Source organism: Halomonas sp. A40-4 (genome assembly GCF_015767635.1).
In the GTDB taxonomy this organism is placed as follows: domain Bacteria; phylum Pseudomonadota; class Gammaproteobacteria; order Pseudomonadales; family Halomonadaceae; genus Vreelandella; species Vreelandella janggokensis.
In genome coordinates this window covers 4,108,635-4,133,423 of sequence record NZ_CP065230.1, presented here as the reverse complement: position 1 = coordinate 4,133,423, position 24,789 = coordinate 4,108,635, and the positions used below count along the sequence as shown (strand labels likewise).

Here is a 24,789-nt window from a genome sequence, read left to right as displayed (position 1 = left end):
GCTTGGTATCCTATGCTTAAGCCGTTGGCGATTCGTTTTACGCTCAAAAACTGCAAGGAGTCATTGTGATTAAGGTAGGCATTGTTGGCGGCACAGGCTACACAGGCGTTGAACTGCTTCGGCTTCTTGCCATGCACCCTCACGTCGAAGTAACAGCCATCACGTCACGTTCAGAAGCGGGCGTGAGAGTCAGCGACATGTACCCAAATCTGCGCGGGCACTACGACACGCTGGCGTTTAGCGAGCCCGACGCCAAACAGCTTGGTCGTCTGGATGCGGTGTTTTTTGCCACGCCCCACGGGGTTGCTCACGCACTGGCCAGTGAACTGCTGGATCAAGGTACCCGCGTGATTGACCTCTCCGCGGATTTTCGCCTACGTGACGCCGACGAATGGGCGCAATGGTATGGTCAGCCCCACGGAGCACCTGCCTTGCTTGGCGAAGCGGTTTATGGCCTGCCGGAAATGCACCGTGAACAGATTAAAACGGCGCGCCTTGTCGCTGTGCCAGGGTGCTACCCCACTGCCGTTCAGTTGGGTTATCTGCCATTGCTGGAGGCCGGTTTGGTCGATGCCGGCCGGCTGATCGCCGACTGCAAATCAGGCGTCACGGGTGCCGGTCGCGGGGCTAAAGTCGGTTCGCTATTGGCCGAAGCCAGCGAATCCATGAAAGCGTACGGTGCTTCCGGGCATCGCCACTTGCCCGAAATCCGCCAAGGGCTGACAGACATTCAAGCCGGTGCAGTGAGCCTGACTTTCGTACCGCACCTGACGCCCATGATTCGCGGTATTCACGCCACCCTGTATTCGACGCTCATTGAAGCACCCGGTGACCTTCAGACACTGTTTGAACGTCGCTACGCAGGCGAACCCTGCGTTGACGTCATGCCCCCTGGCAGTCACCCGGAAACACGCAGTGTGAAAGGCACCAATACGTGCCGTATTGCAGTTCACCGCCCGGAGAATAGCGACACGGTAGTGGTGCTATCGGTGATCGATAACCTGGTGAAAGGGGCTTCGGGGCAAGCCGTTCAAAATCTCAATCTGATGTTTGGCTATGACGAAGCCACCGGCCTCAGTGCCCCGGCGGTTATGCCCTAGCCTCCATTGGGTCGGTAATAGTTGACCCTTTTGCTAGGTTTTACTCATAATTAGTATCCATGCAGTCTATTCGCTTCGGGGCGAGCGTCTGTCACTAAAACGACACTCGCCCCATTCGCTCACGGGAGGTAGCCATGAGCAGCGCAGAATCCTTTGTTCCAACGCCACTGTTGTTGTCCGATAGTGCTCAAAAACGCATCAACGCCTTGATGGCAGAGGAAAACAACTCAACGCTTAAACTACGCGTTTATGTCACCGGCGGTGGCTGTTCAGGCTTTCAATACGGATTCGATTTTGCCGATAACGTTGCCGATGACGACACGGTTATCGAATTTGGTGACGCCGCTCTGGTGGTTGATCCCCTCTCCTACCAATACCTGGTGGGCTCAACCGTTGACTACGAAGAAGGCCTTGCAGGGGCGCGTTTTCGAGTTCAAAACCCCAATGCCACCACTACATGTGGTTGCGGGGCTTCATTTATGGTGTAGCGGTTTCCCTTGAATATCGAACTGCGTCGACCCAGCGTTTATCGCAATTCCCACCCGTGACTTGACGCCCTGATGGTTTCTCGCCAAGGTTATTAGGTCAATAACAGGCTTAAGTACCAGTCGCAAAGCGGTGCACACTGCTTTGCTGGCACTTTGCCATACAAACCACGGGGAAAACCTATGAAATCGCTGCTATCAAGCACCGTACTTTCTTTATCCGCCCTGACGCTTGCGTTGGGCGGCGCTTCTGCTCAGGCGCAAGAGACGCCTAGCATCAATGTCGCTACCGACCCAAGTTTCGTACCGTTTGAGATGATGGATGAAGACACCGGCGAGATGGTTGGCTTCGACATCGATATCATCAACGAAGTGGCCGACCGGGCAGGCTTTGACGTCAATCTCACCACCATGGACTTTTCAGGCATTATTCCTGCGGTGCAAACCGGCAATCAGGAGATCGCCATTGCCGGGATCACCATTACCGAAGAACGGGCGGAGATCGTTGACTTCTCTGACCCCTACTACGATTCAGGCCTGAGAATCATCGTTCGCGCCGATAGCGACGTTGAAGACATTGATGACCTGGAAGGCATGTCCATCGCCACCAAAACAGGCTCCACCAGCTACGATTTTCTGGAAGAAAAGTTTGGTGACGACGCCGACTATACGCCCTACCCCGGCACTTCCGACATGTACATGGCCCTGCTGGGCCGCAACGTCGATGCTGTCTTCTACGACGCACCCAACGTGGCTTATTTCTCGCAAACCCGCGGTGAAGGCCGTACTAAAGTGGTGGGTCCCCTCTACGAAGGCCAGCAATATGGCATCGTCTTCAACAAAGGCAGCGAGTGGGTAGAACCTACCAACGAAGCCTTGGCTGAAATGCGCGAAGACGGCACCTACGATGAAATCTATGAAAAATGGTTTGGTGAAGCGCCCAGCGACGAATAATTATCGCTGAACGTTATTTGACCATTTCATCAGGGCCGGGCGGCATCGCCCCCGGCCCTGTTCGTTTGTCTTCTCATCTCTCAGGAGAACGCGCGTGGAACCGAGCTTTGAGTTTAATTGGGAAGCGACCATTAACTCGATTCCCCATTTGCTACCGGGGATCCCCTACACCCTGCTGATTTCCTTTGGCGGACTCGCCATCGGTTTTTTTATCGGCATCTTTTTTGGCCTCCTGCGCATAAGTCCCCTCCGCTGGCTGCGCTGGCCCGCCATCGTCTACGTCGAGGTCTTTCGCGGCACGCCGATTCTGGTTCAGGTGCTGTTTATCTTCTACGGCCTGCCTCAGTTGTTGGGAAGCCCTATCAATGCGCTCGTTGCAGGTATTGCGGCCATAGCGGTGAACTCGGGGGCTTATATTTCCGAAATCGTGCGGGGCGGTGTTCAATCCATTGAACGTGGCCAGCGGGAAGCCTCCCTGTCGCTGGGTCTTTCACGTACCCAGTCGTTTCGTTACGTTATCTGGCCTCAGGCATTTCGCCGGATGATCCCGCCCCTGGGTAATCAAAGTATCATCAGCATCAAGGATACCTCTTTATTTTCGGTAATCGGGGTGGGTGAGCTGGTTCGTCAAGGCCAGGTTTATATCGCCAGCACCTTTACCGCGATGGAAGTCTATCTGATGGTGGCCATCATGTACCTGGCTATCACCTGGACCCTTTCAATCATCTTGCGACAGCTTGAAAACAAAGGCTTGGTAGGCCAATAAGGAGACGCACAATGAACGACAAAGCTCAGCAGATTGTGCGTATGCAGCAGCTCAATAAACACTTTGGTAGCCTGCACGTACTCAAAGACATAGATATGCACATCACACCTGGCGAAGTGGTCGTGGTGATCGGTGCAAGTGGGTCGGGTAAATCCACCCTGATCCGCTGCATCAACGGACTGGAAGAATTCCAGACCGGTTCACTGGAAGTTGACGGTAACGAGTTGCTACCTAACGGCAAGAGTAGCCAGGCACTGCAAACCATCCGTACCGAAGTCGGCATGGTGTTTCAGCAATTCAACCTGTTTCCTCATTTAAGCGTTATCGACAATATCACCCTCGCTCCCATGAAAGTACGTGGCTGGAACCGTTCAGACGCCCTGGAAGCTGCCAAGCGTCTGCTTGACCGCGTTGGGATCTCCGACCAGGCGGATAAGTATCCCAGCCAGCTGTCTGGCGGTCAGCAGCAGCGTGTGGCACTCGCACGTGCACTTGCCATGGAACCGCGATTAATGCTGTTTGACGAGCCTACGTCGGCGCTGGACCCCGAAATGATTGGCGAGGTACTGGATGCCATGCGAGAGCTCGCTAAAGAGGGCATGACCATGGTGATCGTCACCCATGAAATGGGCTTTGCGCGTGAAGTCGCCGACCGTGTGGTGTTCATTCACCAGGGGGAAATCACCGAAGAGGGGCCTCCCGAACAGCTATTCGATGCGCCTCGACACGAACGTACGCAATCGTTTTTAGCCCGGGTACTCAAGCACTGATTTAGCCAAAAAATACGCTTGGTAACCGACATTTGATGGCCTGTGATCACCACAGGCCATTTTTTTTGCCTGTGGATAATTTATTTCTATAGGTTGTCACAACCTGCTTTTAACCTGCATCACGCCGCCTTCGAACTCGATAGCAGCGTATTTCCTTCCCTTGTTCACAGTCACGGTAACAACCCTGGTATACACGAGTGGAAAAACCGTGTCTCATCACAGCGGTGGATAAAACAAGCTTTCATCCACAGGCCCAACACGGTTTCTACTCAGTTAATCCGCCGTTTAATCATGTAGAAGTCAACAATATAACGTATTGATAAAAAAGATATAAAATCGCTTATCAACAGATTTTGTCCACACTAGTAGTAACAACATCAATAGAACTTCTCTTATATAATATTTATGTTGTTATTAGTAAGCGCTGCTGAACAAACGGGGTGTGGAAAAAACTGACGGTTACCCACAAGGGGTTTATACTGGCGGGCTTATTGAATTAAGGTGCGCATGCACCGACTCAACTCATCCGTGCCTGATGGCACAAGACGAGGTGTCTCTTGAATTACCCTGACCGCTTTGATGTCATTGTCATCGGCGGTGGCCATGCGGGAACTGAAGCCGCATTGGCCTCTGCTCGCATGGGCTGTCAAACCCTGTTGCTTACGCACAACATCGAAACGCTCGGCCAAATGTCGTGTAATCCGGCAATTGGCGGGATCGGCAAGAGCCATCTCGTCAAGGAAATTGACGCGTTAGGCGGCGCCATGGGTCTTGCCACAGACGCAGGTGGCATCCAGTTTCGTGTCTTGAACGCACGTAAGGGGCCAGCGGTTCGAGCGACCCGCGCCCAGGCTGACCGCGTACGCTACAAAGCAGCCATTCGTGGCATGCTTGAAAACCAACCAAATCTGACGATTTTCCAGCAGGCCGCGGGCGATCTGATTGTGGATAACGACACCGTGCGGGGCGTGGTGACGGAAACCGGTATCCGGTTTCACAGTGAATCCGTCGTGCTCTCGACCGGTACTTTTCTCGGCGGTGTGATCCACATCGGACTTGATCAAACTCGCGGTGGCCGAGCAGGCGATGCGCCCTCCAATGCATTGGCTGAGCGACTGCGTGCCCTGCCGTTCCGGGTTGATCGTCTGAAAACCGGTACACCCCCACGCATTGATGCTAAAACCGTTGATTTCTCTCAACTTGAAGAACAACCTGGTGACACGCCAACGCCGGTGATGTCCTATCTGGGTTCAAGGGAAATGCACCCCGAACAGATGAGCTGTCACATTGGGCACACCAACGAGCGCACCCATGAGATCATCATGGCGAACCTCGAACGTTCACCAATGTATTCGGGCGTGATCGAGGGCATCGGGCCACGCTATTGCCCTTCGATTGAAGACAAGGTCCATCGCTTTGCCGATAAATCGAGCCACCAGATATTTATCGAACCCGAAGGCCTGGATACCAATGAGCTGTATCCCAACGGCATTTCCACTTCATTGCCGTTCGATATACAGCTTCAGGTCGTACGCTCGATCAAGGGAATGGAAAACGCGCATATCACCCGGCCAGGCTACGCAATCGAGTACGATTTCTTTGATCCACGGGATTTGCAGCACTCCCTGGAAACCAAGTTTATCCACAACCTGTTTTTTGCCGGACAAATCAACGGCACTACCGGTTACGAAGAAGCCGGGGCTCAGGGCTTGCTCGCTGGACTGAACGCGGCACGCCGTGCCAGGCAGTTGGAAGCGTGGTATCCACGCCGTGACGAAGCTTACCTTGGGGTACTGGTCGATGATCTGATCACCATGGGTACCAAGGAGCCCTACCGCATGTTCACGTCACGCGCGGAATACCGTCTGTTGCTGCGTGAAGACAACGCCGATCTCCGGCTCACTGAAAAAGGTCGCGAATTGGGGCTGGTGGATGACATGCGCTGGGCAGCGTTCAGTAAAAAGCGCGATGCCATCGAGCACGAGTCGGCTCGGCTTGCCAGTACCTGGGTTCAGCCGAAAAGCCCGGCCGCCGCTGTTATCGCCGAGCACACCGGCCAGGCGTTGAACCGCGAGTACCGGTTGAGCGATCTGCTGAAACGCCCGGAACTGAGCTATGCGACCTTGACCCATCTTCCCGGTCTGGAAGCTTCTCCGGTGACCGACGAGGCCGTGGCTGAACAAGTGCAGATTCAGGCAAAATATCAGGGGTATATCGATCGTCAGCAGGACGAGATTGATAAACTCAAACGCCATGAGGCGATGCCCCTACCTGCTGATCTGGATTATCACCGCGTTGAAGGCCTGTCCAATGAGATTCGCCAAAAACTCAGCGAAGCACGGCCTGAAACTCTCGCCCAGGCGGCGCGTATTTCGGGCGTGACGCCTGCGGCCGTATCGATATTGCTGATTCAACTCAAGAAACGTCGGCTGATATCGACACCCGAGGTGGCCAACGGATGAGCGGCGTATCAACGCTGTTTTCCGATTTACCCAGCCAGGTCGAAACGCGGCTGGATGAAGGTCTCAGCGCATTAGGCACCCCAATAACAGCCCAGCAGCGTGATCAACTGCTGGGCCTGCTTGCGCTATTGCACAAGTGGAACCGGGCTTATAATCTCACCGCAGTACGCGATGTTAACGACATGGTATCGCGCCACGTGCTGGATAGTGCAGCCGTGCTGCCGTTTGTCGAAGGGCCCAAGCTTCTTGATGTTGGTGCAGGTCCCGGGTTGCCGGGGCTGGTCCTGGCCATTCTCAAGCCCGAGCTATCCGTGACCCTTCTGGACAGCAACGGCAAGAAAGTCCGCTTTCAGCGCCAGGCGGTAATGGAGCTCGGATTGTCGAACGTGACCCCCGTTCAAGCGCGGGTAGAGCAGTTTGCTGACAGCGTCTTTGATCAAGTGATTTCGCGGGCATTTGCCAGTTTGGTGGATTTTGTCAATCTGACGCGAAAACTTCCGACGGCGGAAGGACAGTGGCTGGCGATGAAAGGCCCTGGTGCCAATGAAGAATTGCGTGATCTGCCGGGTGATGTTCAGCTTTATGCAAGACACGCGTTACATGTCCCATTTGAGACGGCCGAGCGACAGCTGTTGATTCTGACCCCACAAGGAGTTGAGTAAGTGAGCCAGATCATTGCCCTGACCAACCAGAAAGGCGGCGTGGGCAAGTCCACTTCAGCCGTCAACTTGGCGGCCAGCTTCGCCGGACTCGACCGCCGTGTACTCCTGGTGGATCTTGATCCACAGGGGCACGCCAGCATGGGCAGTGGTATCGACAAGCACAGCTTGGAAAAAAGCGTTCTCGACGTCCTGTTAGGTGAGGCGAGTGCTGCCGATACGATTGTCCGGCAGCCGCCCGTGAAATACGATGTGCTGCCCAGCAACGGCGACTTGACCGCCGCGGAGGTCGAACTCATGCATTCAGACCACCGCGAAAGTGGCTTGACGACGGCGCTGTCGGGCGTATTGTCACAATACGACGTCGTACTGATTGACTGCCCGCCGTCGCTTAATATGCTGACAGTGAATGCCCTTACAGCGGCACACGGCGTGTTGATTCCACTGCAGTGTGAATTCTATGCACTGGAAGGCCTTTCGGCGCTGCTGGACACGGTCGAGCAGATTAAACAGAGCATCAACCCTGATCTGGCTGTCTCCGGTATTTTGCGTACCATGTACGATAAACGCACCAGCCTGACCCGTGAAGTCGACAAGCAACTGCGCGATTATTTCGGGGATGCACTGCTGAAAACCACGATTCCGCGTAATGTTAAAGTGGCTGAAGCGCCCAGCCATGGCCTGCCGGTTACCCAATACGCGCGCTTCTCCCGCGGCAGCCAGGCTTACCGTGTGTTAGCGAAAGAGCTAATTCGTCGACTCGCGCTATAATCACCACGACTGATCTATTTATCACGAGGGAATGCCCATGACGCGTAAACCCGCGCTAGGACGTGGCTTGGATGCTCTGATTGGTGCTGGTGCACGTCGCCGCGATAGCCTTGAACTGACAGCAGCTTCAGCAGATAGCGATGGTGCTGCGGATACGGCTACCTCACCGACTCAGGAACGCCTTGAACGTTTGCCGCTCGGCCAGCTATCACGGGGTAAGTATCAGCCGCGCCGCGATATCCAGCCGGAAGCGCTGGAAGAGCTAGCCGACTCGATCCGTGCTCAGGGGGTCATGCAGCCCATTGTAGTGCGCCCGATTGGCGAAGACCGCTACGAGATTGTCGCCGGCGAACGCCGTTGGCGGGCGGCTCAGCTTGCTGAGTTGGACGTTATTCCCGCGGTTATCCGGGACGTCAGCGACGAAGTCGCCCTGGCGCTGGCATTGATCGAAAACATTCAGCGCGAGAACCTCAATGCCATCGAAGAGGCGCTGGCATTGAAACGGTTAGGCGACGAGTTTGAAATGACCCAGCAACAGATGGCCGATGCGGTAGGCAAATCGCGTACCCAGGTGGCCAATCTGTTACGCTTGCTGGCACTGGATAATGAGGTTCAGACGCTGCTCGAACGGGGAGATCTGGATATGGGGCATGCGCGTGCGCTTTTGACACTCAATAGTGCTCAGCAGCGCCAGGTTGCCCACGAAGTGGTCAATAATGACCTCACCGTTCGTGCCACGGAAGCGTTGGTCAAGAAAGTCCAAAGCCAACCGGTAGCACCCACACCCAGGCGTCAGGCAAAAACCTCTGACGTAGCGCGTCTGGAAACTCAACTGGGAGAACTGCTCGGCGCCCCTGTGTCCATTGACCATGGCCAGAGAGGCAAAGGAAAAGTCACGATTCGCTATACCAGCCTGGAAGAGTTGGACGGTATCCTTGAGCATATTAAATAGCAGGCTTATTAAAAAACGGCGGAAAAAAGCTGTTTTTTCACTCTTTGGTCGCATATCGGCGCTTGAGAGAGTGAAATACCCACAACTTCGGTTGAAGGTCTTATAGCCCTTCCCTATAATCGCGCAAGATTTGTGCAGGCTGCGCAAGGTTGTTCATTGCCTGTAAACATGGCTTTTGACATAGCTTGATGGGCTGGAATGGCATGCAGCGACTGGAAACGCTTCGACGGCAGGCTTATGTCATCCGGTTAACGATTGCCCAATTGTTGGTCGCACTGGTTGGGTCGCTACTAGCATTGGTCGCCGTCGATAGCGGCAGCTCCATATCGGTAGCGCTGGGGGCACTGGTAGCTTTTCTGCCCCAGGCATTTTTTGTTCATCGGATGGCGATCTTCCAGCAGCGTGCGCCTGCATCACGCAATGCACTGAGGCTGTTTCGCGCCGAAGCAGGCAAGTTTGGTTTGACGGTGGCATTGTTTGCCATAGTGCTGAGCACAGTACCTCCCTCAAACCCCGCTTTCTTTTTTTGTGCTTATGTCGCGGTTGTTCTAATGCATTGGCTAGCGCCCTGGCTGATGCCTAGAGAATTGCGCAACTGATCGAGGTGACAAGTCTATGGCCGCAGGAAACGAAGTCTCGCCGACTTACTATATCCAGCACCACTTGCAGAATCTGACCTTTGGTAACCATCCAGAGAACGGCTGGTCACTGGCAAGTTCTGCTGAAGAAGCACGCGAAATGGGCTTCTGGGCGGTTCACCTGGACACCATGGGCTGGTCGATTGCCATGGGGCTGTTATTTATCTGGCTTTTCCGCAAGGCCGGAAAAATCGCCACGACCGGGGTTCCTGGGAAACTGCAAAACGCCGTCGAAATGGTGTTCGAGTTCGTCGAAAACATGGTCCAGGGCGCTTTCCACGGGCGTAACCCGATTATCGCACCGCTTGCATTGACGCTGTTCGTGTGGATTCTGCTGATGAACACGCTCAAGATCATTCCGGTGGATTACTTCCCGGAGCTGTTTGCCCGTCTGGGCGTTGATTACATGAAAATCGTGCCGACCACCGACCCCAATGCCACCCTCGGCATGGCGTTAGGCGTGTTCTGCCTGATTCTCTATTACAGCTTCAAGATGAAAGGTGTCGGTGGTTTTGCCAAGGAACTATCACTGACACCGTTCAATCACTGGGCGCTGATTCCTTTCAACCTGCTGCTGGAAATCATCGCGTTGCTGGTCAAGCCGTTCAGCCTGGCCATGCGTCTATTCGGTAACATGTTTGCCGGGGAAGTGATCTTCATCCTGATCGCCATGCTGCCCTTCTGGGCCATCTGGCTGCTGGATGTACCGTGGGCCATCTTCCATATCCTGATCGTTACCCTGCAGGCCTTCATCTTTACTGTGCTGTCCGTGGTATATCTGAGCTCGGCCCACGAACATCACTGAACGGAGCAATGCTTGCAATACGTTAACCTTTAACATCAACCCTCAACCTTGACCTTAACCTTGAGAAACTAGGAGCAATACCATGGAACTTATCTACGTTGCCGCTTCGATTATGATTGGCCTGGGCGCCCTGGGTACTGGCATCGGCTTTGCCATCCTGGGTGGCAAACTGATCGAGTCCACTGCACGTCAGCCGGAAATGAGCGATCAGCTGCAAACCAAAACCTTCCTGATGGCGGGTCTGCTGGACGCGGTACCGATGATTGGTGTTGGTATCGCGATGTACCTGATCTTCGTTGTTGCCGGTTAATGACAGCTTAGCCGAGCGGCATTCCGCTCGGTTCTGTTTCACTCCGGTCGCCACGAACCTGTCAGAGGTACATCCCTGTGAATATCAACATGACGCTAATTGGGCAGACGATCGCATTCGCGATCTTTGTCTGGTTTTGCATAAAGTATGTGTGGCCACCGATCAGCAACGCGCTCCATGAGCGTCAGAAGAAAATTGCTGATGGCCTGGACGCAGCCAGCCGTGCTTCTCGCGATCTCGAAGTCGCCCAGGAGAAAGCCGAGCAGACCCTGCGTGAGAGCAAGGAACAGGCTTCTCAAATTCTCGAGCAGGCCAACAAGCGTTCTGCTCAGATCGTTGAAGAAGCTCGCGATCAGGCCCGCGCCGAAGGCGAACGTCTGGTGGCAAGCGCACGTTCCGAGATTGAGCAAGAAGTGAACCGTGCTAAAGAGGATCTTCGTGCCCAAGTCTCTCACCTTGCCATCATCGGTGCTGAGCGCGTCTTGGAAGCGTCGGTCGACGAACAAGCCCATCGCAAGTTACTCGATGAGCTGGCTGCTGAACTGTAAGGAGGTGAATCATGGCGGAATTACTGACCGTCGCTCGTCCTTACGCTAAGGCGGCGTTTGAATACGCGCGTGATCATGAGGCGCTGGATAGCTGGTCAAAAGCGCTTGCATCTTTGAGTCAAGCCGTCACAGACAGTGATGTGCATCGTTTGCTGGGTAATCCGAAACTACTGGCCGAACAGAAAGCTGAGTTGCTGGCGGGCGTCTTGCCCGATCAAGGCGATGATGCTCAACGGCGGTTTCTGGACACGCTGGCAGATGAAGGTCGGCTTAACGCCTTGCCATCAATGGCTGATCAGTTCGAGCGCCTGCGCGCCGATCATGAACAGCGGGTTGATGTCGTGGTGTTATCGGCCTACAAGCTCGATAGCAAGCAGAAAACCAAGCTAAAGAACGCGCTCAAGAAACGTCTGAATCGCGAAATCTCCATTACCACTCAAGTGGATAAAACGCTGATTGGTGGCGTCATCCTGCGTGCCGGCGATACCGTCATTGACGGTTCGGTACGTGGACGATTGAACCGCCTTTCCGACGCGTTAACCGCTTGAGTCTGAGGGACATGGCATGCAGCAATTGAATCCTTCCGAGATCAGCGACATCATCAAGCAGCGAATCGAGAAGCTTGACGTCGCATCTGAAGCCCGTAATGAGGGCACCATCGTCAGTGTTTCCGACGGTATCGTGAAAGTTCACGGCCTCGAAGACGCGATGTTCGGTGAAATGATCGAATTCCCCAACAGCGTTTTTGGCATGGTACTCAACCTGGAGCGTGACTCCGTGGGTGCCGTGGTGCTGGGTGACTACCTGTTGCTTGAAGAGGGCATGACCGCGAAGTGTACTGGTCGTATTCTCGAAGTACCGGTAGGCCCCGAGCTGATTGGTCGTGTTGTCGATGCGTTGGGTAATCCCATCGACGGCAAAGGCGATATCAATGCCAAGCTGACCGATGCAGTAGAAAAGGTCGCCCCGGGTGTTATCACCCGCCAGTCAGTCGATGAGCCGATTCAAACCGGCCTGAAGTCGATTGACTCCATGGTGCCGATCGGCCGTGGTCAGCGTGAGCTGATCATCGGTGACCGTCAGATTGGTAAATCCGCCATTGCCATTGATGCCATCATCAACCAGAAAGGCAAGGGCGTGACCTGTGTTTACGTCGCCATTGGTCAGAAGCAGTCGACCATTGCCAACGTGGTACGCAAGCTCGAAGAGCACGGCGCGATGGAACACACCATCATCGTCGCTGCTGGCGCTGCCGACCCGGCACCCATGCAGTTCCTGGCGGCCTATTCCGGCTGTACCATGGGCGAATATTTCCGTGACCGCGGCGAAGACGCAATGATTGTCTATGACGATCTTTCCAAGCAGGCCGTGGCTTATCGTCAGGTATCGCTGTTGCTGCGTCGTCCGCCGGGTCGTGAAGCCTACCCAGGTGACGTTTTCTATCTCCACTCGCGTCTGCTTGAGCGGGCTGCTCGAGTGAACGTTGACTACGTTGAGAAGTTTACGGGCGGCGAAGTGAAAGGCAAGACCGGTTCCTTGACCGCGCTGCCGATCATCGAAACCCAGGGTGGCGACGTGTCTGCGTTCGTTCCGACCAACGTGATCTCGATCACTGACGGTCAGATCTTCCTTGAGACCAACCTGTTCAACTCGGGTATCCGGCCGGCAATCAACGCGGGTCTTTCGGTATCGCGTGTTGGTGGTTCGGCGCAGACCAAGATTATCAAGAAGCTCGGCGGTAGCGTGCGCCTTGCGCTGGCTCAGTATCGCGAACTGGCGGCATTCTCGCAGTTTGCGTCTGACCTGGACGAAGCCACCCGCAAGCAACTTGAACATGGTCAGCGCGTCACCGAGCTGATGAAGCAACACCAATACTCGCCGATGTCGGTAGCCGAGATGGCGCTTACGCTTTACGCCGCCAACGAAGGTCACCTGGATGATGTCGAAGTCAATAAAGTGCTGGACTTCGAGCGTGCCCTGCACGACTACATGAAGGCTGAGCACAGCGACTTGCTCGACAAGATCAACCAGACCGGCGACTACAACGAAGAGATCCAAGGCGGCTTGAAGTCGGGTCTCGAGAAGTTCAAGGCGACTCAGAGCTGGTAATGTCTGGCCCGTCTGAATTGGGCGGGTTTGCATGCTTTCTGAGAGCCACGAACGAAGGGTAGATCGCTATGGCAGCTGCAAAAGAGATACGCACCCAGATCGGGAGCATTAAAAATACGCAGAAAATCACCAGCGCCATGGAAATGGTCGCTGCGTCGAAAATGCGTAAAGCGCAAGAGCGGATGAAGGCTAGTCAGCCTTACGCCAGGCAGATTCGCAACGTGGTCAGCCACCTTGCCGACGCCAACCCCGAGTACAAGCACGACTATATGGTCGAGCGTAAAGAGGTGAAGCGCGTTGGTTATATTGTGGTCTCCACCGACCGTGGTTTGTGCGGCGGCCTGAACCATAACCTGTTCAAGGCCGTGGTGAAGGATGCCAAGGCCTGGCATCAGGAAGGCGCTGGACTGGACTTCTGCGCGCTTGGCGCGAAGGCCAGTGGCTTTTTTCGCAACTATGGGGGCAACCTGGTTGCCGCCAAGAGCGGGCTAGGCGAAGCGCCATCGGTCGAAGGTCTGATTGGCAGTATCAAGGTCATGCTCGAAGCGTACGATGAAGGCAATATCGACCGCTTGTACGTGGTGCATAACGAGTTTATCAACACCATGACGCAACAGCCGGTGGTACGTCAGCTTCTTCCGCTGTCGACCGATATTGGTGAAGACGCAGAGCAAGACGACGAAAACGCCCGTCCCGGAAGCTGGGACTACCTGTATGAGCCGGATGCCAAGGCGTTATTGGATAGCCTGCTGGTTCGTTTCATTGAATCGCAGGTGTATCAGGCGGTTGTGGAAAACGTGGCGTGCGAGCAAGCCGCCCGGATGATCGCCATGAAGAGTGCAACCGATAACGCGGGCAATCTGATTGACGATCTGGAAATGGTTTATAACAAGGCCCGCCAGGCCGCCATTACCCAGGAAATTTCCGAGATCGTCGGCGGCGCTGCCGCCGTATAACGCCTAGGGAGCCGACGCTTTAGCGGCTCCCGGCAGACAGGTTTCATTTGCAGGTTTTTGAGAGGAACCAAGATGAGCGGACGTATCGTACAAATCATCGGCGCGGTGATTGACGTAGAGTTTCCGCGGGACTCTGTGCCCAAGGTCTACGACGCGCTGAAGGTCTCTGATGTAGAGACCATCCTCGAAGTCCAGCAGCAGCTGGGCGACGGCGTGGTGCGCACCATCGCCATGGGCTCCACTGAGGGCTTGAAGCGTGGCATGGACGTGGCCGACACAGGTGCTGCGATTTCGGTCCCCGTGGGTAAAGCCACGCTGGGCCGTATCATGAACGTGCTCGGCGAGCCGATTGATGAAGCAGGTGAAATCGGCGAAGACGAGCGCATGCCGATTCACCGCAAGGCACCTGGCTATGCCGACCAGGCAGCGTCTGAAGAGCTGCTGGAAACCGGGATCAAGGTTATCGACCTGGTCTGCCCGTTTGCCAAGGGTGGTAAGGTCGGCCTGTTCGGCGGTGCCGGTGTCGGTAAAACCGTCAACATGATGGAGCTTATCCGCAACATCGCCACCGAACACAGCGGCTACTCGGTATTCGCGGGTGTCGGTGAGCGTACGCGTGAGGGTAACGACTTCTATCACGAAATGACCGAATCCAACGTTATCGACAAGGTATCGCTGGTCTACGGTCAGATGAACGAGCCGCCGGGCAACCGTCTGCGCGTGGCGTTGACCGGCCTGACCATTGCGGAAAAATTCCGTGACGAAGGTCGCGACGTTCTGCTGTTCGTCGATAACATCTACCGCTATACCCTGGCGGGTACCGAAGTATCGGCCCTGCTGGGTCGTATGCCGTCAGCGGTGGGTTATCAGCCGACGCTGGCCGAAGAGATGGGCGTTCTGCAGGAACGTATCACCTCGACGAAGACAGGCTCGATCACCTCCGTACAGGCCGTTTATGTACCGGCGGATGACTTGACCGATCCGTCGCCGGCCACCACCTTCTCGCATCTGGACGCTACCGTGGTATTGGCGCGTTCGATTGCCGAGTTGGGTATCTATCCGGCCATCGATCCGCTCGATTCCACGTCGCGTCAGTTGGATCCGTTGGTGGTTGGTCAAGAACATTACGACACCGCACGCGGCGTTCAGGGTGTTCTGCAGCGTTACAAGGAACTCAAGGATATCATCGCGATCCTGGGCATGGATGAGCTGTCTGACGAAGACAAGCTGGCCGTCGCCCGCGCGCGTAAAATCCAGCGCTTCCTGTCGCAGCCGTTCTTCGTGGCCGAGGTATTCACCGGTGCACCGGGCAAATACGTGTCGCTGAAAGACACCATCCGTGGCTTCCAGGGCATCCTCGAAGGCGAGTACGATGACCTGCCGGAACAGGCCTTCTACATGGTCGGCTCCATCGACGAAGCAGTCGAGAAAGCCAACCAGATGAAGAAGTAATCCCGTCCATTAGGGGGATTCGCTATGGCGAATAGCTTCACTTGCAATATCGTCAGCGCTGAAGCGTCCATCTACTCGGGAACGGTCGAGATGGTGGTTGCCTCTGGCAGCACGGGCGATCTGGGTATTCTACCCGGTCACGCGCCGTTGCTGACGGAACTCAAGCCAGGGCCGGTACGGGTGATTCACGATGGTGGCGAAGAAGAACATTTCTTCGTGACTGGCGGCTTCATGGAAGTCCAGCCAGATATCGTGACCGTGTTGGCCGATGCTGCATCGCGTGCCAGCGACCTCAATGAGGCGGCTGCCGAAGAAGCGCGTCAGCAAGCGCTGAAAGCCTTTAACGACAAGACGTCCGAGCTCGACTATACGCGGGCTGCTGCGGAGCTTGCCGAAGCCGTTGCCCAGTTGCGAACGATCCAGCAACTGCGCAAAAAAGCGGGTAAAGGCTAAAACCGTCACGCTTGGCGTGAAATACAACGCCCCTTGAACCCGTCATTAGGGTTCAAGGGGCGTTTTTTTTGTCTGGTAGTATATAAAACAGAAACGGAATGGCAGCCATAATGCAGGAATGATGAATATCCGCCGCGTAGCCTTCGCAAGCGTATAAGGAGAATGTCGTGTCATTGAACGATGAAACGCTGCAAGCCATAAAAATTGAGCTGCTTGACGAGCTTGAAAAGGACGCACCGAACACGGCACTGTTTGCTGAACGTCTGAGTGAGATCCGGTCGGCGGATATTGGCGAAATCCTCGAAGATCTGATCGAGGAGGACGACGCCTTGGACGAGGCGTTGGCGTTACTCGATGTTTTGTCCACCGAACGCGCCGCCAATGTCTTGGGTTATTTACCCGGCGAAAGCCAGCTAGAGGTCATCGGCAGTCTCTCGGATGCCTATGCACTCAAGCTGTTGGAAGAAATGGGCTCCGATGAGCGGGCCGATTTGTTCAACCTGCTCGATGAAGACCGCCGTGAAGCCTTGTTGCGTCGCATGGCCCACAGGGAGCGTGAAGACCTCAAGCGATTGGCCAGCTACGAGGAGGGCACTGCCGGGGCGATCATGACCTCGGATTACGTTGCGATTGCCAGTGGCATGACCGTCTCTCAGGCGATGATGCGGGTACGCCAGACCGCGCCTGACGCTGAAACGGTCTATCAGCTCTATGTGCTGGACAGCGAAGGTCAGTTGATAGGCACCATGTCGTTGCGCCAATTGATGGTTGCCCGCCCGGGCGCGCTGGTCGACAACATCATGATCAAGGATGTGATCAGTACTCCTGTGGATAAAGGGCAGGAAGACGTCGCCAAGATCGTGGCGCGCTATGATCTGCTGGCCCTGCCGGTGATCGATGCTGATGGTCGGATGGTGGGGATCGTCACCCATGATGACGCCATGGACGTGGCCGAGTCGGAAGCCACAGAAGATATCCACAAGGGGATGTCGATCGGTCAGTTGGAGGACGGCGTTAGCCGGGTACCGCTTTGGACGCTATATCGCAAGCGGGTGTTCTGGCTGGTGTTGCTGGTGTTCGCCAATCTGTTCTCCGGCGCGGGCATTGCCTATTTTGAAGACACCATTGCGGCGCAGGTTGCCCTGGTATTCTTTTTGCCGCTGCTGATCGGCAGCGGTGGTAACGCAGGGGCTCAGGCCGCCACCTTGATGGTGCGCGGGATGGCCACCGGTGATGTCAGCGTCAAAGACTGGGGAAAAATGCTTGGCCGTGAGCTGTTGGTGGCCGGTTCGCTGGGAGTCACCATGGCGATTGCGGTAGCACCTATCGGGGTGATTCGTGGTGGTGAGGCGGTGGCGATCATCGTCGCACTCAGCATGGTGACCATCGTCATGTTCGGCAGCCTCATCGGCATGTGCCTGCCGTTCGTGCTGGAACGCTTCAAGGTGGACCCTGCGACGGCATCGGCGCCGCTGGTGACAACGCTGATTGATGCCTCCGGGGTGTTGATTTACTTCAGTATTGCAACCGCTGTTCTCACCCCGCTCTAAAAGGCGGTATGGCTAGCGCATGCTGTAGCTAGCCGCGCGGGTGATGAACAACACTTCAACATTACCCAGCCATTCGATATCGCTGGCCAGTGCTTTCAACTGGCTGGCAAGGCATTGGGGCGGTTGGTGAACGGCGTCGCTGATAATCAGCGACACTGAGATTTTATCGTTAAGGTAGTGAAGCTGTAGCTCATTGAGCGTCCGCCATACCGGGTGCTTGTACCACCGCGCATCCAGGGCTGCCTCTACTTCGGGGCGCAAGGGCAGGCCTGGAAGGCGGCTTGGGTCGCCTTCTCCAGCGTCGTCTTCCGGGTCGATATGAAATATGACGTCGGTTAATGCAGGAAACTGATGGCGCAGACGACGACTGACCTCATTGCCGATTTCATGGGCTTCCGAGACGGTGATCTTGGGGCCGACCACAATGTGCAAATCGACCATTACCCAGCCAGCGGATTGGCGGGTACGCAGGTCATGGACACTGTCCACGCCAGGCACTCCGCAGGCTACGTCATGCATCTGCTGTTGGGCGTCTTCGGGTAGGGCGGTATCGACCAGCTCGCGAGCCGACTCCCATAGCAAGTCCCAGCCGACTTTACCGACCAGCAAGCCAACGATAATGGCGGCCACGGCGTCCAGCCAACCCAGGCCAAACTGGGCGCCGAGCAGGGCAACCAATACCACTGCAGTGGAGAGGGCATCGCTACGCGAGTGCCAGGCGTTGGCTTCCAGCAGTTTGGAACCGACCCGTTTGGCGATTTGCATGGTGTAGCGGTAGATCCACTCTTTACTGAGCAACGCAATAACCGTCACCACAATGGCGAACACGCCTGGCGCGTTAATATCGGCGCCGCTGAACAAACGATCCAGACTTGACCAGGCAATACCCCCCGCAACGAAAATCAGCACACTTCCCAGCAGCAGCGTGGTAAGGGTTTCGATCCGGCCATGGCCATAATGGTGGTCTTTATCGGGCTCCTGGCGACCGTAATGAATCGCTGCCAGGACAAAACCGTCAGTGACTAAATCAGATAATGAATGAATGCCGTCAGCAATCAACGCGGCGGAACCGACCATCAACCCGACGGCGACTTTAATGATGCTCAGAAGCCCATCCAGCCAGGCACCAATATAGGTGACACGCTTTGCTTCGCGGCTTTGTAACTGAGAATCTTGAATAACCGATGAGTCGACGCGCTGAGTCATGAGGTACCTTGCAGGGACGCCCCTTGGCGAATAGGTGCCTTATTGTAGCGCACTCACCTGCGTGCTCTATAGTCCCAAGCGGTTGAAGAATGCTAATGGCGGACAAGTTTGGCCAGGATGTGTATCCTTAAGCGCCAATATGTCCCCCTCAACCGAGAGCAGATGAGGATAAGCAATGGATTGGCTTCAGGTGGTGGTATTAGCCCTGGTGCAGGGAGTGTCCGAGTTTTTGCCGGTGTCCAGTTCTGCTCATTTGATTTTGGTGCCTGTGCTCACCGAGTGGCAAGATCAGGGCTTGGCTTTCGATGTGGCGCTGCACTTGGGCAGTCTGTTAGCAGTCGTGGTCTATTTTCGTGCTGAGCTGTGGCAGATGATGACGAGCTGCGTTTCCGCGTTGAAAGGCCAACGTGTCGATCGCGATGCACGTCTGGCCGGTTGGGTGATTATCGCTACGCTACCGGTATGCACCGTGGGTTTTTTAATGCGGGATGTGGTGTCGGAGTATATGCGTTCGCCACTGATTATCGGCGTCAGCTTGATCGTTTTTGGCCTCTGGCTGGGCTATGCCGATTGGCAAAAACGTGGGGTGCGTAGCGAATATCAGCTAACGTTGACAGATACACTATGGATTGGCGGGGCTCAGGCGCTGGCGCTAATTCCCGGCACGTCGCGCTCAGGCGTTACCATGACCGCCGCGCTGATGCTGGGAATGAGCCGCGAAGGTGCGGCACGCTTTTCCTTTTTACTTTCCATTCCGGTCATTGTGCTAGCGGGCGGGTTAGAAGCGATAGAGCTTATTGGCCAACCCAACCCGGTCGACGGACCCGCAATGCTTGTGGGAACGCTACTTTCCGGTTTGAGCGCCTATGCGTGTATTCATTTTTTCCTGGCGCTGATCAAACGGTTGGGGATGCAGCCTTTTGTGTTATATCGCGTTCTTTTTGGCGCTTGGCTGCTATGGTTTTTTCATGGTTAGGGCGGAGTAACAACGATGCGACAGGGTCGTCATTTGTGGTGCTATTGCGGCGTGGTCGTGCTGCTAACGATAGCGTTGATAGGCTGCTCGGAAACCGATCGGCCGCTGGAATCGCCAGTTAAACTGGAAGGCAATATATTCGGTACTTTCTATCAAGTGACGATGGCCGATTCGCTCACCCAGGGACAAGTCAACGCGATTGAAGCGGGTATCGAGCAGGAACTGGAAAGCGTCGATCAATCGATGTCGACCTACCGCGACGACGCCGAGCTGATGGCCTTCAATCGATCGCCACTAGGCGAGTGGCAGCCGTTGTCAGACGGACTCATCGACGTATTGGCGATAAGCCAGTCAATTGCCGAATCAAGCGATGGCGCTTTCGATATTACCATCGGAGACCTGGTCAATCTGTGGAGTTTTGGCCCTGAGGCTCGACCTGAAGAAGTACCATCAGCTCAAGAGCTTAGTGATCGATTGGCGCGGGTAGGCTTCGACGCCATTGAACTGGATACGCAGGCGCTTGAGGCGCGGCGTATCCGTGACGTGTTCGTTGATCTGTCGGCCATTGCCAAAGGTCACGCCACCGACCGCGTCGCCGCCTATCTGGATCAGCAAGGGGTCGAGAATTATTTGGTCAATCTGGGTGGGGATTTGATTACCCGCGGCGTTCGAGATGTAGATGAACAGACCGCGTGGCGCGTCGGCATTGAAGTGCCAGAGAACGGACAACAGCGCGCCCAGCATGTACTGCCGCTTGATTCGATCTCGGTGGCGACATCAGGCGACTATCGGAATTACTTTGAGGCTGACGGCCAGCGCTATTCGCACACGATTGACCCGCGCACTGGTCAGCCGATCACCCACGACCTGGCCTCGGTGTCGGTCTTTCATCCCTCCAACGCCTGGGCCGATGGTTGGGCCACTGCGCTGATGGTGGCAGGGGATGAAGAAGGCATGTCGATGGCCCGCGACCATGACCTGAATGTACTGATGCTGGTACGCGAGGGAGGCCAATGGCGAAGCCTGGCCAGCCCCGCCTTTGCCCAGCACTTCGGGGATGAGCTCGTTGAATCGTTAGAGATAGAGGTTGCGTCTGCCCGCGCGGACGACCGTAAAACCGCGACAGGTAATTAACATGCAAGAACTCGATATTGTCATTCTCGCGGCCGGTAAAGGCACGCGAATGCGTTCTCAGATCCCCAAAGTGTTGCATACGCTGGCGGGTAAGCCGATGGTTCAGCATGTGCTGGATACGGCCGCCGGCCTATGTCCATCGCGCATTCATGTCGTGATTGGCCATGGTGCCGACCAACTGCGCGAAGCACTGGTTGATTATCCCGTGACGTTTGCTGTTCAGGCCGAGCAAAAAGGCACTGGGCATGCGGTCGCCCAAGCGCTACCGCAGTTGGGCAGCGGTAAAGTACTGGTGCTGTACGGTGATGTCCCATTGATCCACCGTGATTCGCTGGCGGCGTTACTGGCCCAGGTGGATGATCAGCATATGGGGCTTTTAACCGTCATGTTAGAAGACCCCGCTGGCTATGGGCGTATTGTGCGCAATTCAGAAGGCGAGGCCGTAGCGATCGTCGAGCAGAAAGACGCCAGCCCGGAGCAACTCGCCATTACCGAGTGCAACACGGGCATGATGGCGATGACCAGTGCGCAATTGAAACGCTGGATGCCTCGACTCTCGGCAGATAATGCTCAGGGCGAGTATTACCTGACCGATGTGATTGCCATGGCTAAAAGCGACGGCATCACGGTTTGCACCGCCCAACCTTCCACCGCCACAGAGGTCGAAGGCGTCAACAACCGCGCCCAGATGGCGCGCCTGGAACGTGCCTACCAGGCCCAAGTCGCCGAGAAACTCATGGAACAGGGGGTAGCGTTGGCTGACCCGGCACGACTTGATGTGCGCGGCAGCCTCACCTGTGGCCATGATGTGTTTATCGACGTGGGCTGTGTGTTTGAAGGCGAGGTCGAATTAGGTGAGGGTGTGCGTATTGGGCCCTACTGCGTGATTAAAAATAGTACGATCGGAGTCGAGAGCCGCGTGGATTCGCATAGTGTCATCGACCACACGGTGGCCGCTGGACTTAATCAGATTGGGCCCTTTGCCCGATTGCGTGGGGGTACCCGGTTAGCGGTCAAGGCGAAAGTCGGTAATTTTGTCGAGACAAAAAATGCCGATGTCGGTGAAGGTAGTAAAATTAATCACTTGAGCTACGTGGGAGATGCGCGTCTGGGGCGTGGTGTCAATGTCGGCGCGGGCACGATTACCTGTAATTACGATGGAGCTAACAAACACCTTACCGACATTGGCAATTATGCCTTTATTGGTTCCAACACGGCTCTGGTGGCACCGGTGAGTATTGGGGAAGGCGCCACGGTGGGGGCTGGCTCGACTATTGCCAAGGACGTCAGCGATAATGCGCTGGCCGTATCGCGGGGGCGTCAACTCGAGAAAAGTGACTGGCAGCGTCCACTCAAGCATCACGACTGAAAAGGGGAAGGCCTATGTGTGGCATCGTCGGCGCCGTTGCCCAGCGCAACGTCCAGGATATCTTGTTGGAAGGGTTAAGACGTCTTGAATACCGTGGTTACGACTCGGCCGGCATGACGGTTTACGATGGTTGTTCGCTGACCCGCCACCGGGCGATAGGCAAGGTAGCCGCGCTTTCAAGCAAGCTGGATGAAGCGGCTTTACCCGGGAAATCAGGGATTGCTCATACGCGTTGGGCCACTCACGGAAAACCCTCTGAGGCCAACGCACACCCTCATCAAAGCGGTGACCAGGTTGCCGTTGTACACAATGGCATTATCGAAAATTACGAAGCTATTAAAGATCGGCTTCAAACCAGCGGCTACCGTTTTACGTCTGAAACCGATACCGAGGTTATTGCTCACTTACTCGCCGAGAAGCTGGATAGCGGCCTTAGTTTATTTGATGCCACCCAGCAGATCGTCAACGGCTTGGGCGGCGCTTATGCGCTGGGCGTGATGAGTGCTAACGCGCCAGGTGTTGTCGTCGGCGCACGGCAGGGAAGCCCTCTGGTGGTTGGCGTCGGTATTGACGAGGCATTTTTGGCCTCCGATCCGCTGGCGCTGTTGCAGGTTACCGACCGATTCATTTATTTGGAGGAAGGTGATCTGGTAGAGCTGCGTGAGCAGGGCGCTATTCGTATCGTTGACCGCCACGGAAAAGCGGTTGAACGACCGGTTCAAACATTTGAGCATGGTGATGGTGCGGCAAGTAAAGGTAACTACCGTCATTTCATGCTCAAAGAAATCTTTGAGCAGCCCGAGGTGATTCGGGCCGCGCTTGAAGGGCGTTTAAGCGAAGATCACGTATTGGTTGAAAGCTTTGGCCCCGATGCTCCGGCTATTTTTCAAGCCACTCGGCAAATCCATATTATTGCCTGTGGCACCAGTTATCATGCTGGTCTGGTGGCACGCTATTGGTTAGAGCGTTATGCCGGTATCCCCGTACAGGTGGAAGTGGCATCCGAGTATCGATACCGCTATCCCGTGGTGCCCGAGGGCACACTGTTTGTCACGCTTTCCCAGTCCGGTGAAACCGCCGATACCCTGGCGGCGCTGCGCTATGCAAAACAACTTGATTACGTGGGTACCCTGGCCATTTGCAACGTGCCGGGTAGCTCATTGGTGCGCGAATCGGATGTGACCCTGATGACCCGGGCTGGGCCTGAAATCGGTGTCGCATCAACCAAAGCGTTTACTACCCAGCTTGTCGGTTTGATGTTGCTGACATTGTCAATCAGCAGGGTACATGGCCGCGATGATCATCACGCCGATATTGTCTCGGCATTAAAAGCCTTACCCGCACTTTGCCAGCAAGTTCTGGCGTTAGATCCGGCAATCGAATTGCTGTCGGAGGCGTTTGCTGAAAAGCATCATGCGTTATTTCTGGGACGCGGCGCGCATTTTCCGGTGGCGCTGGAAGGTGCACTCAAGCTTAAGGAAATTTCCTATATCCATGCGGAAGCCTACCCGGCCGGTGAGCTGAAGCATGGACCGCTGGCACTGGTGGATGCTGATATGCCGGTGATTTCGGTGGCCCCTAACGACGAGTTGCTTGAAAAACTCAAGTCGAATCTACAAGAGGTGCGCGCGCGCGGAGGAGAACTGTTTGTGTTTGCCGATGAGCAGGTCGGAATCGAAGAACGTGATGATATTCGGGTATTACGCTTGCCTCATATCCACGAAGCACTGACCCCGTTGCTGTACACCTTGCCGTTGCAACTGTTGAGCTATCATGTCGCGGTACTTAAAGGTACTGACGTGGATCAGCCGCGTAATCTGGCGAAAAGTGTCACGGTAGAGTAGTGCCTGACAAAGGGGTAACAACAAGACAGTTGCTGCCCCTTTTTCACCAATGTTATTTCCCTTCCTTTAAAAATTCAGCCAAGTTTTCCAGTGGCTTATATATATCTGACGGATGTTTCAAGACAGTGCTCATGCCCAGTCGATGGACACAATGCGACATGATTCTCAGAGCATCTCTTCCGGTTCGATAAAAGCTTCAGTGCCAGTGGTATCGCATTGGCATTTGATCAATGATCGCATCAGTTTTTTCCCATTCCTTGGTGTAACGTTCTCGTTGCACTTTATGGAATGTTAGAAAACAACTGTTTTTAAAAAGAATACGCTTAAATTTAAGACTTTTATCGTTCAACTGTTCCGCGGGTGAAACACTAATCATAAAGTGACAAACCCAAGGGCAATGTCTGAATAGAATCAAAGTGTCCGGCGTTTATAAATTTTCTTTTCTTACAGTTGATTACATCCAATTGGGTTTTAACTGGCATGGATCATGCTCCTGGGTTGGTGGCTGCGAGCGAGATGC

At 55.1% G+C, this 24,789-nt stretch carries 24 protein-coding genes; 23 read left to right on the top strand and 1 reads right to left on the bottom strand.

Going from position 1 to position 24,789, the window contains the following annotated elements; all coding sequences use genetic code 11:
* The first annotated feature begins 65 nt into the window (after positions 1-65).
* The 19 genes from argC to mgtE all read left to right on the top strand — a co-directional run bounded on the left by argC (position 66) and on the right by mgtE (position 17,740).
* Entirely contained in the window at positions 66-1,100 is a 1,035-nt protein-coding gene (gene argC / locus IT895_RS19205) for an N-acetyl-gamma-glutamyl-phosphate reductase (RefSeq protein WP_085919183.1), read from the top strand.
* A 134-nt stretch (positions 1,101-1,234) separates the two neighbouring features.
* Positions 1,235-1,588: an iron-sulfur cluster insertion protein ErpA gene (erpA, locus tag IT895_RS19200; RefSeq protein ID WP_066315652.1), complete on the top strand. Its 354-nt coding sequence runs from the start codon at positions 1,235-1,237 to the stop codon at positions 1,586-1,588.
* Positions 1,589-1,768: 180 nt separating this feature from the next.
* Entirely contained in the window at positions 1,769-2,539 is a 771-nt protein-coding gene (locus IT895_RS19195) for a transporter substrate-binding domain-containing protein (RefSeq protein WP_199284371.1), read from the top strand.
* A 94-nt stretch (positions 2,540-2,633) separates the two neighbouring features.
* Positions 2,634-3,305: an amino acid ABC transporter permease gene (locus IT895_RS19190; RefSeq protein WP_085919185.1), complete on the top strand. Its 672-nt coding sequence runs from the start codon at positions 2,634-2,636 to the stop codon at positions 3,303-3,305.
* 11 nt (positions 3,306-3,316) lie between these two features.
* Positions 3,317-4,075 (top strand): amino acid ABC transporter ATP-binding protein, encoded by a 759-nt coding sequence (locus tag IT895_RS19185; protein WP_085919186.1) that lies wholly within the window; start codon positions 3,317-3,319, stop codon positions 4,073-4,075.
* 557 nt (positions 4,076-4,632) lie between these two features.
* A complete protein-coding gene (mnmG, locus tag IT895_RS19180; protein ID WP_085919187.1) occupies positions 4,633-6,537 on the top strand; it encodes a tRNA uridine-5-carboxymethylaminomethyl(34) synthesis enzyme MnmG in 1,905 nt (634 codons plus the stop codon).
* Complete coding sequence (gene rsmG / locus IT895_RS19175) at positions 6,534-7,199, top strand: 16S rRNA (guanine(527)-N(7))-methyltransferase RsmG (RefSeq protein ID WP_199284370.1); 666 nt, start codon at positions 6,534-6,536, stop codon at positions 7,197-7,199. The genes mnmG and rsmG overlap by 4 nt, the downstream gene beginning before the upstream one ends.
* Positions 7,200-7,967: a ParA family protein gene (locus tag IT895_RS19170; protein WP_199284369.1), complete on the top strand. Its 768-nt coding sequence runs from the start codon at positions 7,200-7,202 to the stop codon at positions 7,965-7,967.
* Positions 7,968-8,004: 37 nt separating this feature from the next.
* Positions 8,005-8,919: a ParB/RepB/Spo0J family partition protein gene (locus tag IT895_RS19165; protein ID WP_199284368.1), complete on the top strand. Its 915-nt coding sequence runs from the start codon at positions 8,005-8,007 to the stop codon at positions 8,917-8,919.
* A gap of 203 nt (positions 8,920-9,122) precedes the next feature.
* A complete protein-coding gene (locus tag IT895_RS19160) occupies positions 9,123-9,518 on the top strand; it encodes an ATP synthase subunit I (protein WP_199284367.1) in 396 nt (131 codons plus the stop codon).
* A 16-nt stretch (positions 9,519-9,534) separates the two neighbouring features.
* Positions 9,535-10,362 (top strand): F0F1 ATP synthase subunit A, encoded by an 828-nt coding sequence (gene atpB, locus IT895_RS19155; protein ID WP_199284366.1) that lies wholly within the window; start codon positions 9,535-9,537, stop codon positions 10,360-10,362.
* Positions 10,363-10,444: 82 nt separating this feature from the next.
* Complete coding sequence (gene atpE, locus IT895_RS19150) at positions 10,445-10,672, top strand: F0F1 ATP synthase subunit C (RefSeq protein ID WP_027337319.1); 228 nt, start codon at positions 10,445-10,447, stop codon at positions 10,670-10,672.
* A gap of 77 nt (positions 10,673-10,749) precedes the next feature.
* Positions 10,750-11,220: a F0F1 ATP synthase subunit B gene (locus IT895_RS19145; RefSeq protein WP_066315677.1), complete on the top strand. Its 471-nt coding sequence runs from the start codon at positions 10,750-10,752 to the stop codon at positions 11,218-11,220.
* Between the two features lie 11 nt (positions 11,221-11,231).
* Entirely contained in the window at positions 11,232-11,768 is a 537-nt protein-coding gene (locus IT895_RS19140) for a F0F1 ATP synthase subunit delta (RefSeq protein ID WP_066315678.1), read from the top strand.
* A 16-nt stretch (positions 11,769-11,784) separates the two neighbouring features.
* Complete coding sequence (gene atpA, locus IT895_RS19135) at positions 11,785-13,329, top strand: F0F1 ATP synthase subunit alpha (protein WP_199284365.1); 1,545 nt, start codon at positions 11,785-11,787, stop codon at positions 13,327-13,329.
* A 68-nt stretch (positions 13,330-13,397) separates the two neighbouring features.
* Entirely contained in the window at positions 13,398-14,285 is an 888-nt protein-coding gene (gene atpG / locus IT895_RS19130) for a F0F1 ATP synthase subunit gamma (protein ID WP_066315682.1), read from the top strand.
* A 72-nt stretch (positions 14,286-14,357) separates the two neighbouring features.
* Positions 14,358-15,737 carry a F0F1 ATP synthase subunit beta gene (gene atpD / locus IT895_RS19125; protein ID WP_066315690.1) on the top strand — a complete coding sequence of 460 codons (1,380 nt, stop codon included), beginning with the start codon at positions 14,358-14,360 and terminating at the stop codon, positions 15,735-15,737.
* Positions 15,738-15,761: 24 nt separating this feature from the next.
* The gene (locus IT895_RS19120; protein ID WP_066315695.1) at positions 15,762-16,190 is read left to right on the top strand and encodes a F0F1 ATP synthase subunit epsilon; all 429 of its coding nucleotides are present in this window, start codon (positions 15,762-15,764) and stop codon (positions 16,188-16,190) included.
* A gap of 167 nt (positions 16,191-16,357) precedes the next feature.
* Complete coding sequence (gene mgtE, locus IT895_RS19115) at positions 16,358-17,740, top strand: magnesium transporter (RefSeq protein WP_085919197.1); 1,383 nt, start codon at positions 16,358-16,360, stop codon at positions 17,738-17,740.
* Positions 17,741-17,752: 12 nt separating this feature from the next.
* On the opposite strand, the gene IT895_RS19110 is transcribed toward mgtE, so the two are convergent.
* On the bottom strand, positions 17,753-18,946 hold the full coding sequence (locus tag IT895_RS19110; protein WP_085919198.1) for a cation diffusion facilitator family transporter: 1,194 nt from the start codon (positions 18,944-18,946) through the stop codon (positions 17,753-17,755).
* Positions 18,947-19,121: 175 nt separating this feature from the next.
* On the opposite strand from IT895_RS19110, the gene IT895_RS19105 reads away from it, so the two are divergent.
* Genes IT895_RS19105 through glmS form a run of 4 tightly spaced genes read left to right on the top strand, consistent with a single transcriptional unit; the run spans position 19,122 to position 24,269 of the window.
* Positions 19,122-19,922: an undecaprenyl-diphosphate phosphatase gene (locus IT895_RS19105; RefSeq protein WP_199284364.1), complete on the top strand. Its 801-nt coding sequence runs from the start codon at positions 19,122-19,124 to the stop codon at positions 19,920-19,922.
* A 15-nt stretch (positions 19,923-19,937) separates the two neighbouring features.
* Positions 19,938-21,056 carry an FAD:protein FMN transferase gene (locus IT895_RS19100; protein ID WP_199284363.1) on the top strand — a complete coding sequence of 373 codons (1,119 nt, stop codon included), beginning with the start codon at positions 19,938-19,940 and terminating at the stop codon, positions 21,054-21,056.
* A gap of 1 nt (position 21,057) precedes the next feature.
* Positions 21,058-22,425 (top strand): bifunctional UDP-N-acetylglucosamine diphosphorylase/glucosamine-1-phosphate N-acetyltransferase GlmU, encoded by a 1,368-nt coding sequence (gene glmU, locus IT895_RS19095; protein ID WP_199284362.1) that lies wholly within the window; start codon positions 21,058-21,060, stop codon positions 22,423-22,425.
* A 14-nt stretch (positions 22,426-22,439) separates the two neighbouring features.
* Positions 22,440-24,269, top strand: a complete 1,830-nt coding sequence (gene glmS / locus IT895_RS19090) for a glutamine--fructose-6-phosphate transaminase (isomerizing) (protein ID WP_085919202.1) — start codon at positions 22,440-22,442, stop codon at positions 24,267-24,269.
* Positions 24,270-24,789 lie beyond the last annotated feature (520 nt).

Coding starts and splice junctions, on each gene's coding strand:
- erpA (WP_066315652.1), top strand. CDS start 1,235: ATGAGCAGCGCAGAATCCTTTGTTCCAACGCCACTGTTGTTGTCCGAT.
- IT895_RS19195 (WP_199284371.1), top strand. CDS start 1,769: ATGAAATCGCTGCTATCAAGCACCGTACTTTCTTTATCCGCCCTGACG.
- IT895_RS19185 (WP_085919186.1), top strand. CDS start 3,317: ATGAACGACAAAGCTCAGCAGATTGTGCGTATGCAGCAGCTCAATAAA.
- rsmG (WP_199284370.1), top strand. CDS start 6,534: ATGAGCGGCGTATCAACGCTGTTTTCCGATTTACCCAGCCAGGTCGAA.
- IT895_RS19165 (WP_199284368.1), top strand. CDS start 8,005: ATGACGCGTAAACCCGCGCTAGGACGTGGCTTGGATGCTCTGATTGGT.
- IT895_RS19160 (WP_199284367.1), top strand. CDS start 9,123: ATGCAGCGACTGGAAACGCTTCGACGGCAGGCTTATGTCATCCGGTTA.
- atpB (WP_199284366.1), top strand. CDS start 9,535: ATGGCCGCAGGAAACGAAGTCTCGCCGACTTACTATATCCAGCACCAC.
- atpE (WP_027337319.1), top strand. CDS start 10,445: ATGGAACTTATCTACGTTGCCGCTTCGATTATGATTGGCCTGGGCGCC.
- IT895_RS19140 (WP_066315678.1), top strand. CDS start 11,232: ATGGCGGAATTACTGACCGTCGCTCGTCCTTACGCTAAGGCGGCGTTT.
- atpA (WP_199284365.1), top strand. CDS start 11,785: ATGCAGCAATTGAATCCTTCCGAGATCAGCGACATCATCAAGCAGCGA.
- atpG (WP_066315682.1), top strand. CDS start 13,398: ATGGCAGCTGCAAAAGAGATACGCACCCAGATCGGGAGCATTAAAAAT.
- atpD (WP_066315690.1), top strand. CDS start 14,358: ATGAGCGGACGTATCGTACAAATCATCGGCGCGGTGATTGACGTAGAG.
- IT895_RS19120 (WP_066315695.1), top strand. CDS start 15,762: ATGGCGAATAGCTTCACTTGCAATATCGTCAGCGCTGAAGCGTCCATC.
- IT895_RS19110 (WP_085919198.1), bottom strand. CDS start 18,946: ATGACTCAGCGCGTCGACTCATCGGTTATTCAAGATTCTCAGTTACAA.
- IT895_RS19105 (WP_199284364.1), top strand. CDS start 19,122: ATGGATTGGCTTCAGGTGGTGGTATTAGCCCTGGTGCAGGGAGTGTCC.
- IT895_RS19100 (WP_199284363.1), top strand. CDS start 19,938: ATGCGACAGGGTCGTCATTTGTGGTGCTATTGCGGCGTGGTCGTGCTG.
- glmU (WP_199284362.1), top strand. CDS start 21,058: ATGCAAGAACTCGATATTGTCATTCTCGCGGCCGGTAAAGGCACGCGA.
- glmS (WP_085919202.1), top strand. CDS start 22,440: ATGTGTGGCATCGTCGGCGCCGTTGCCCAGCGCAACGTCCAGGATATC.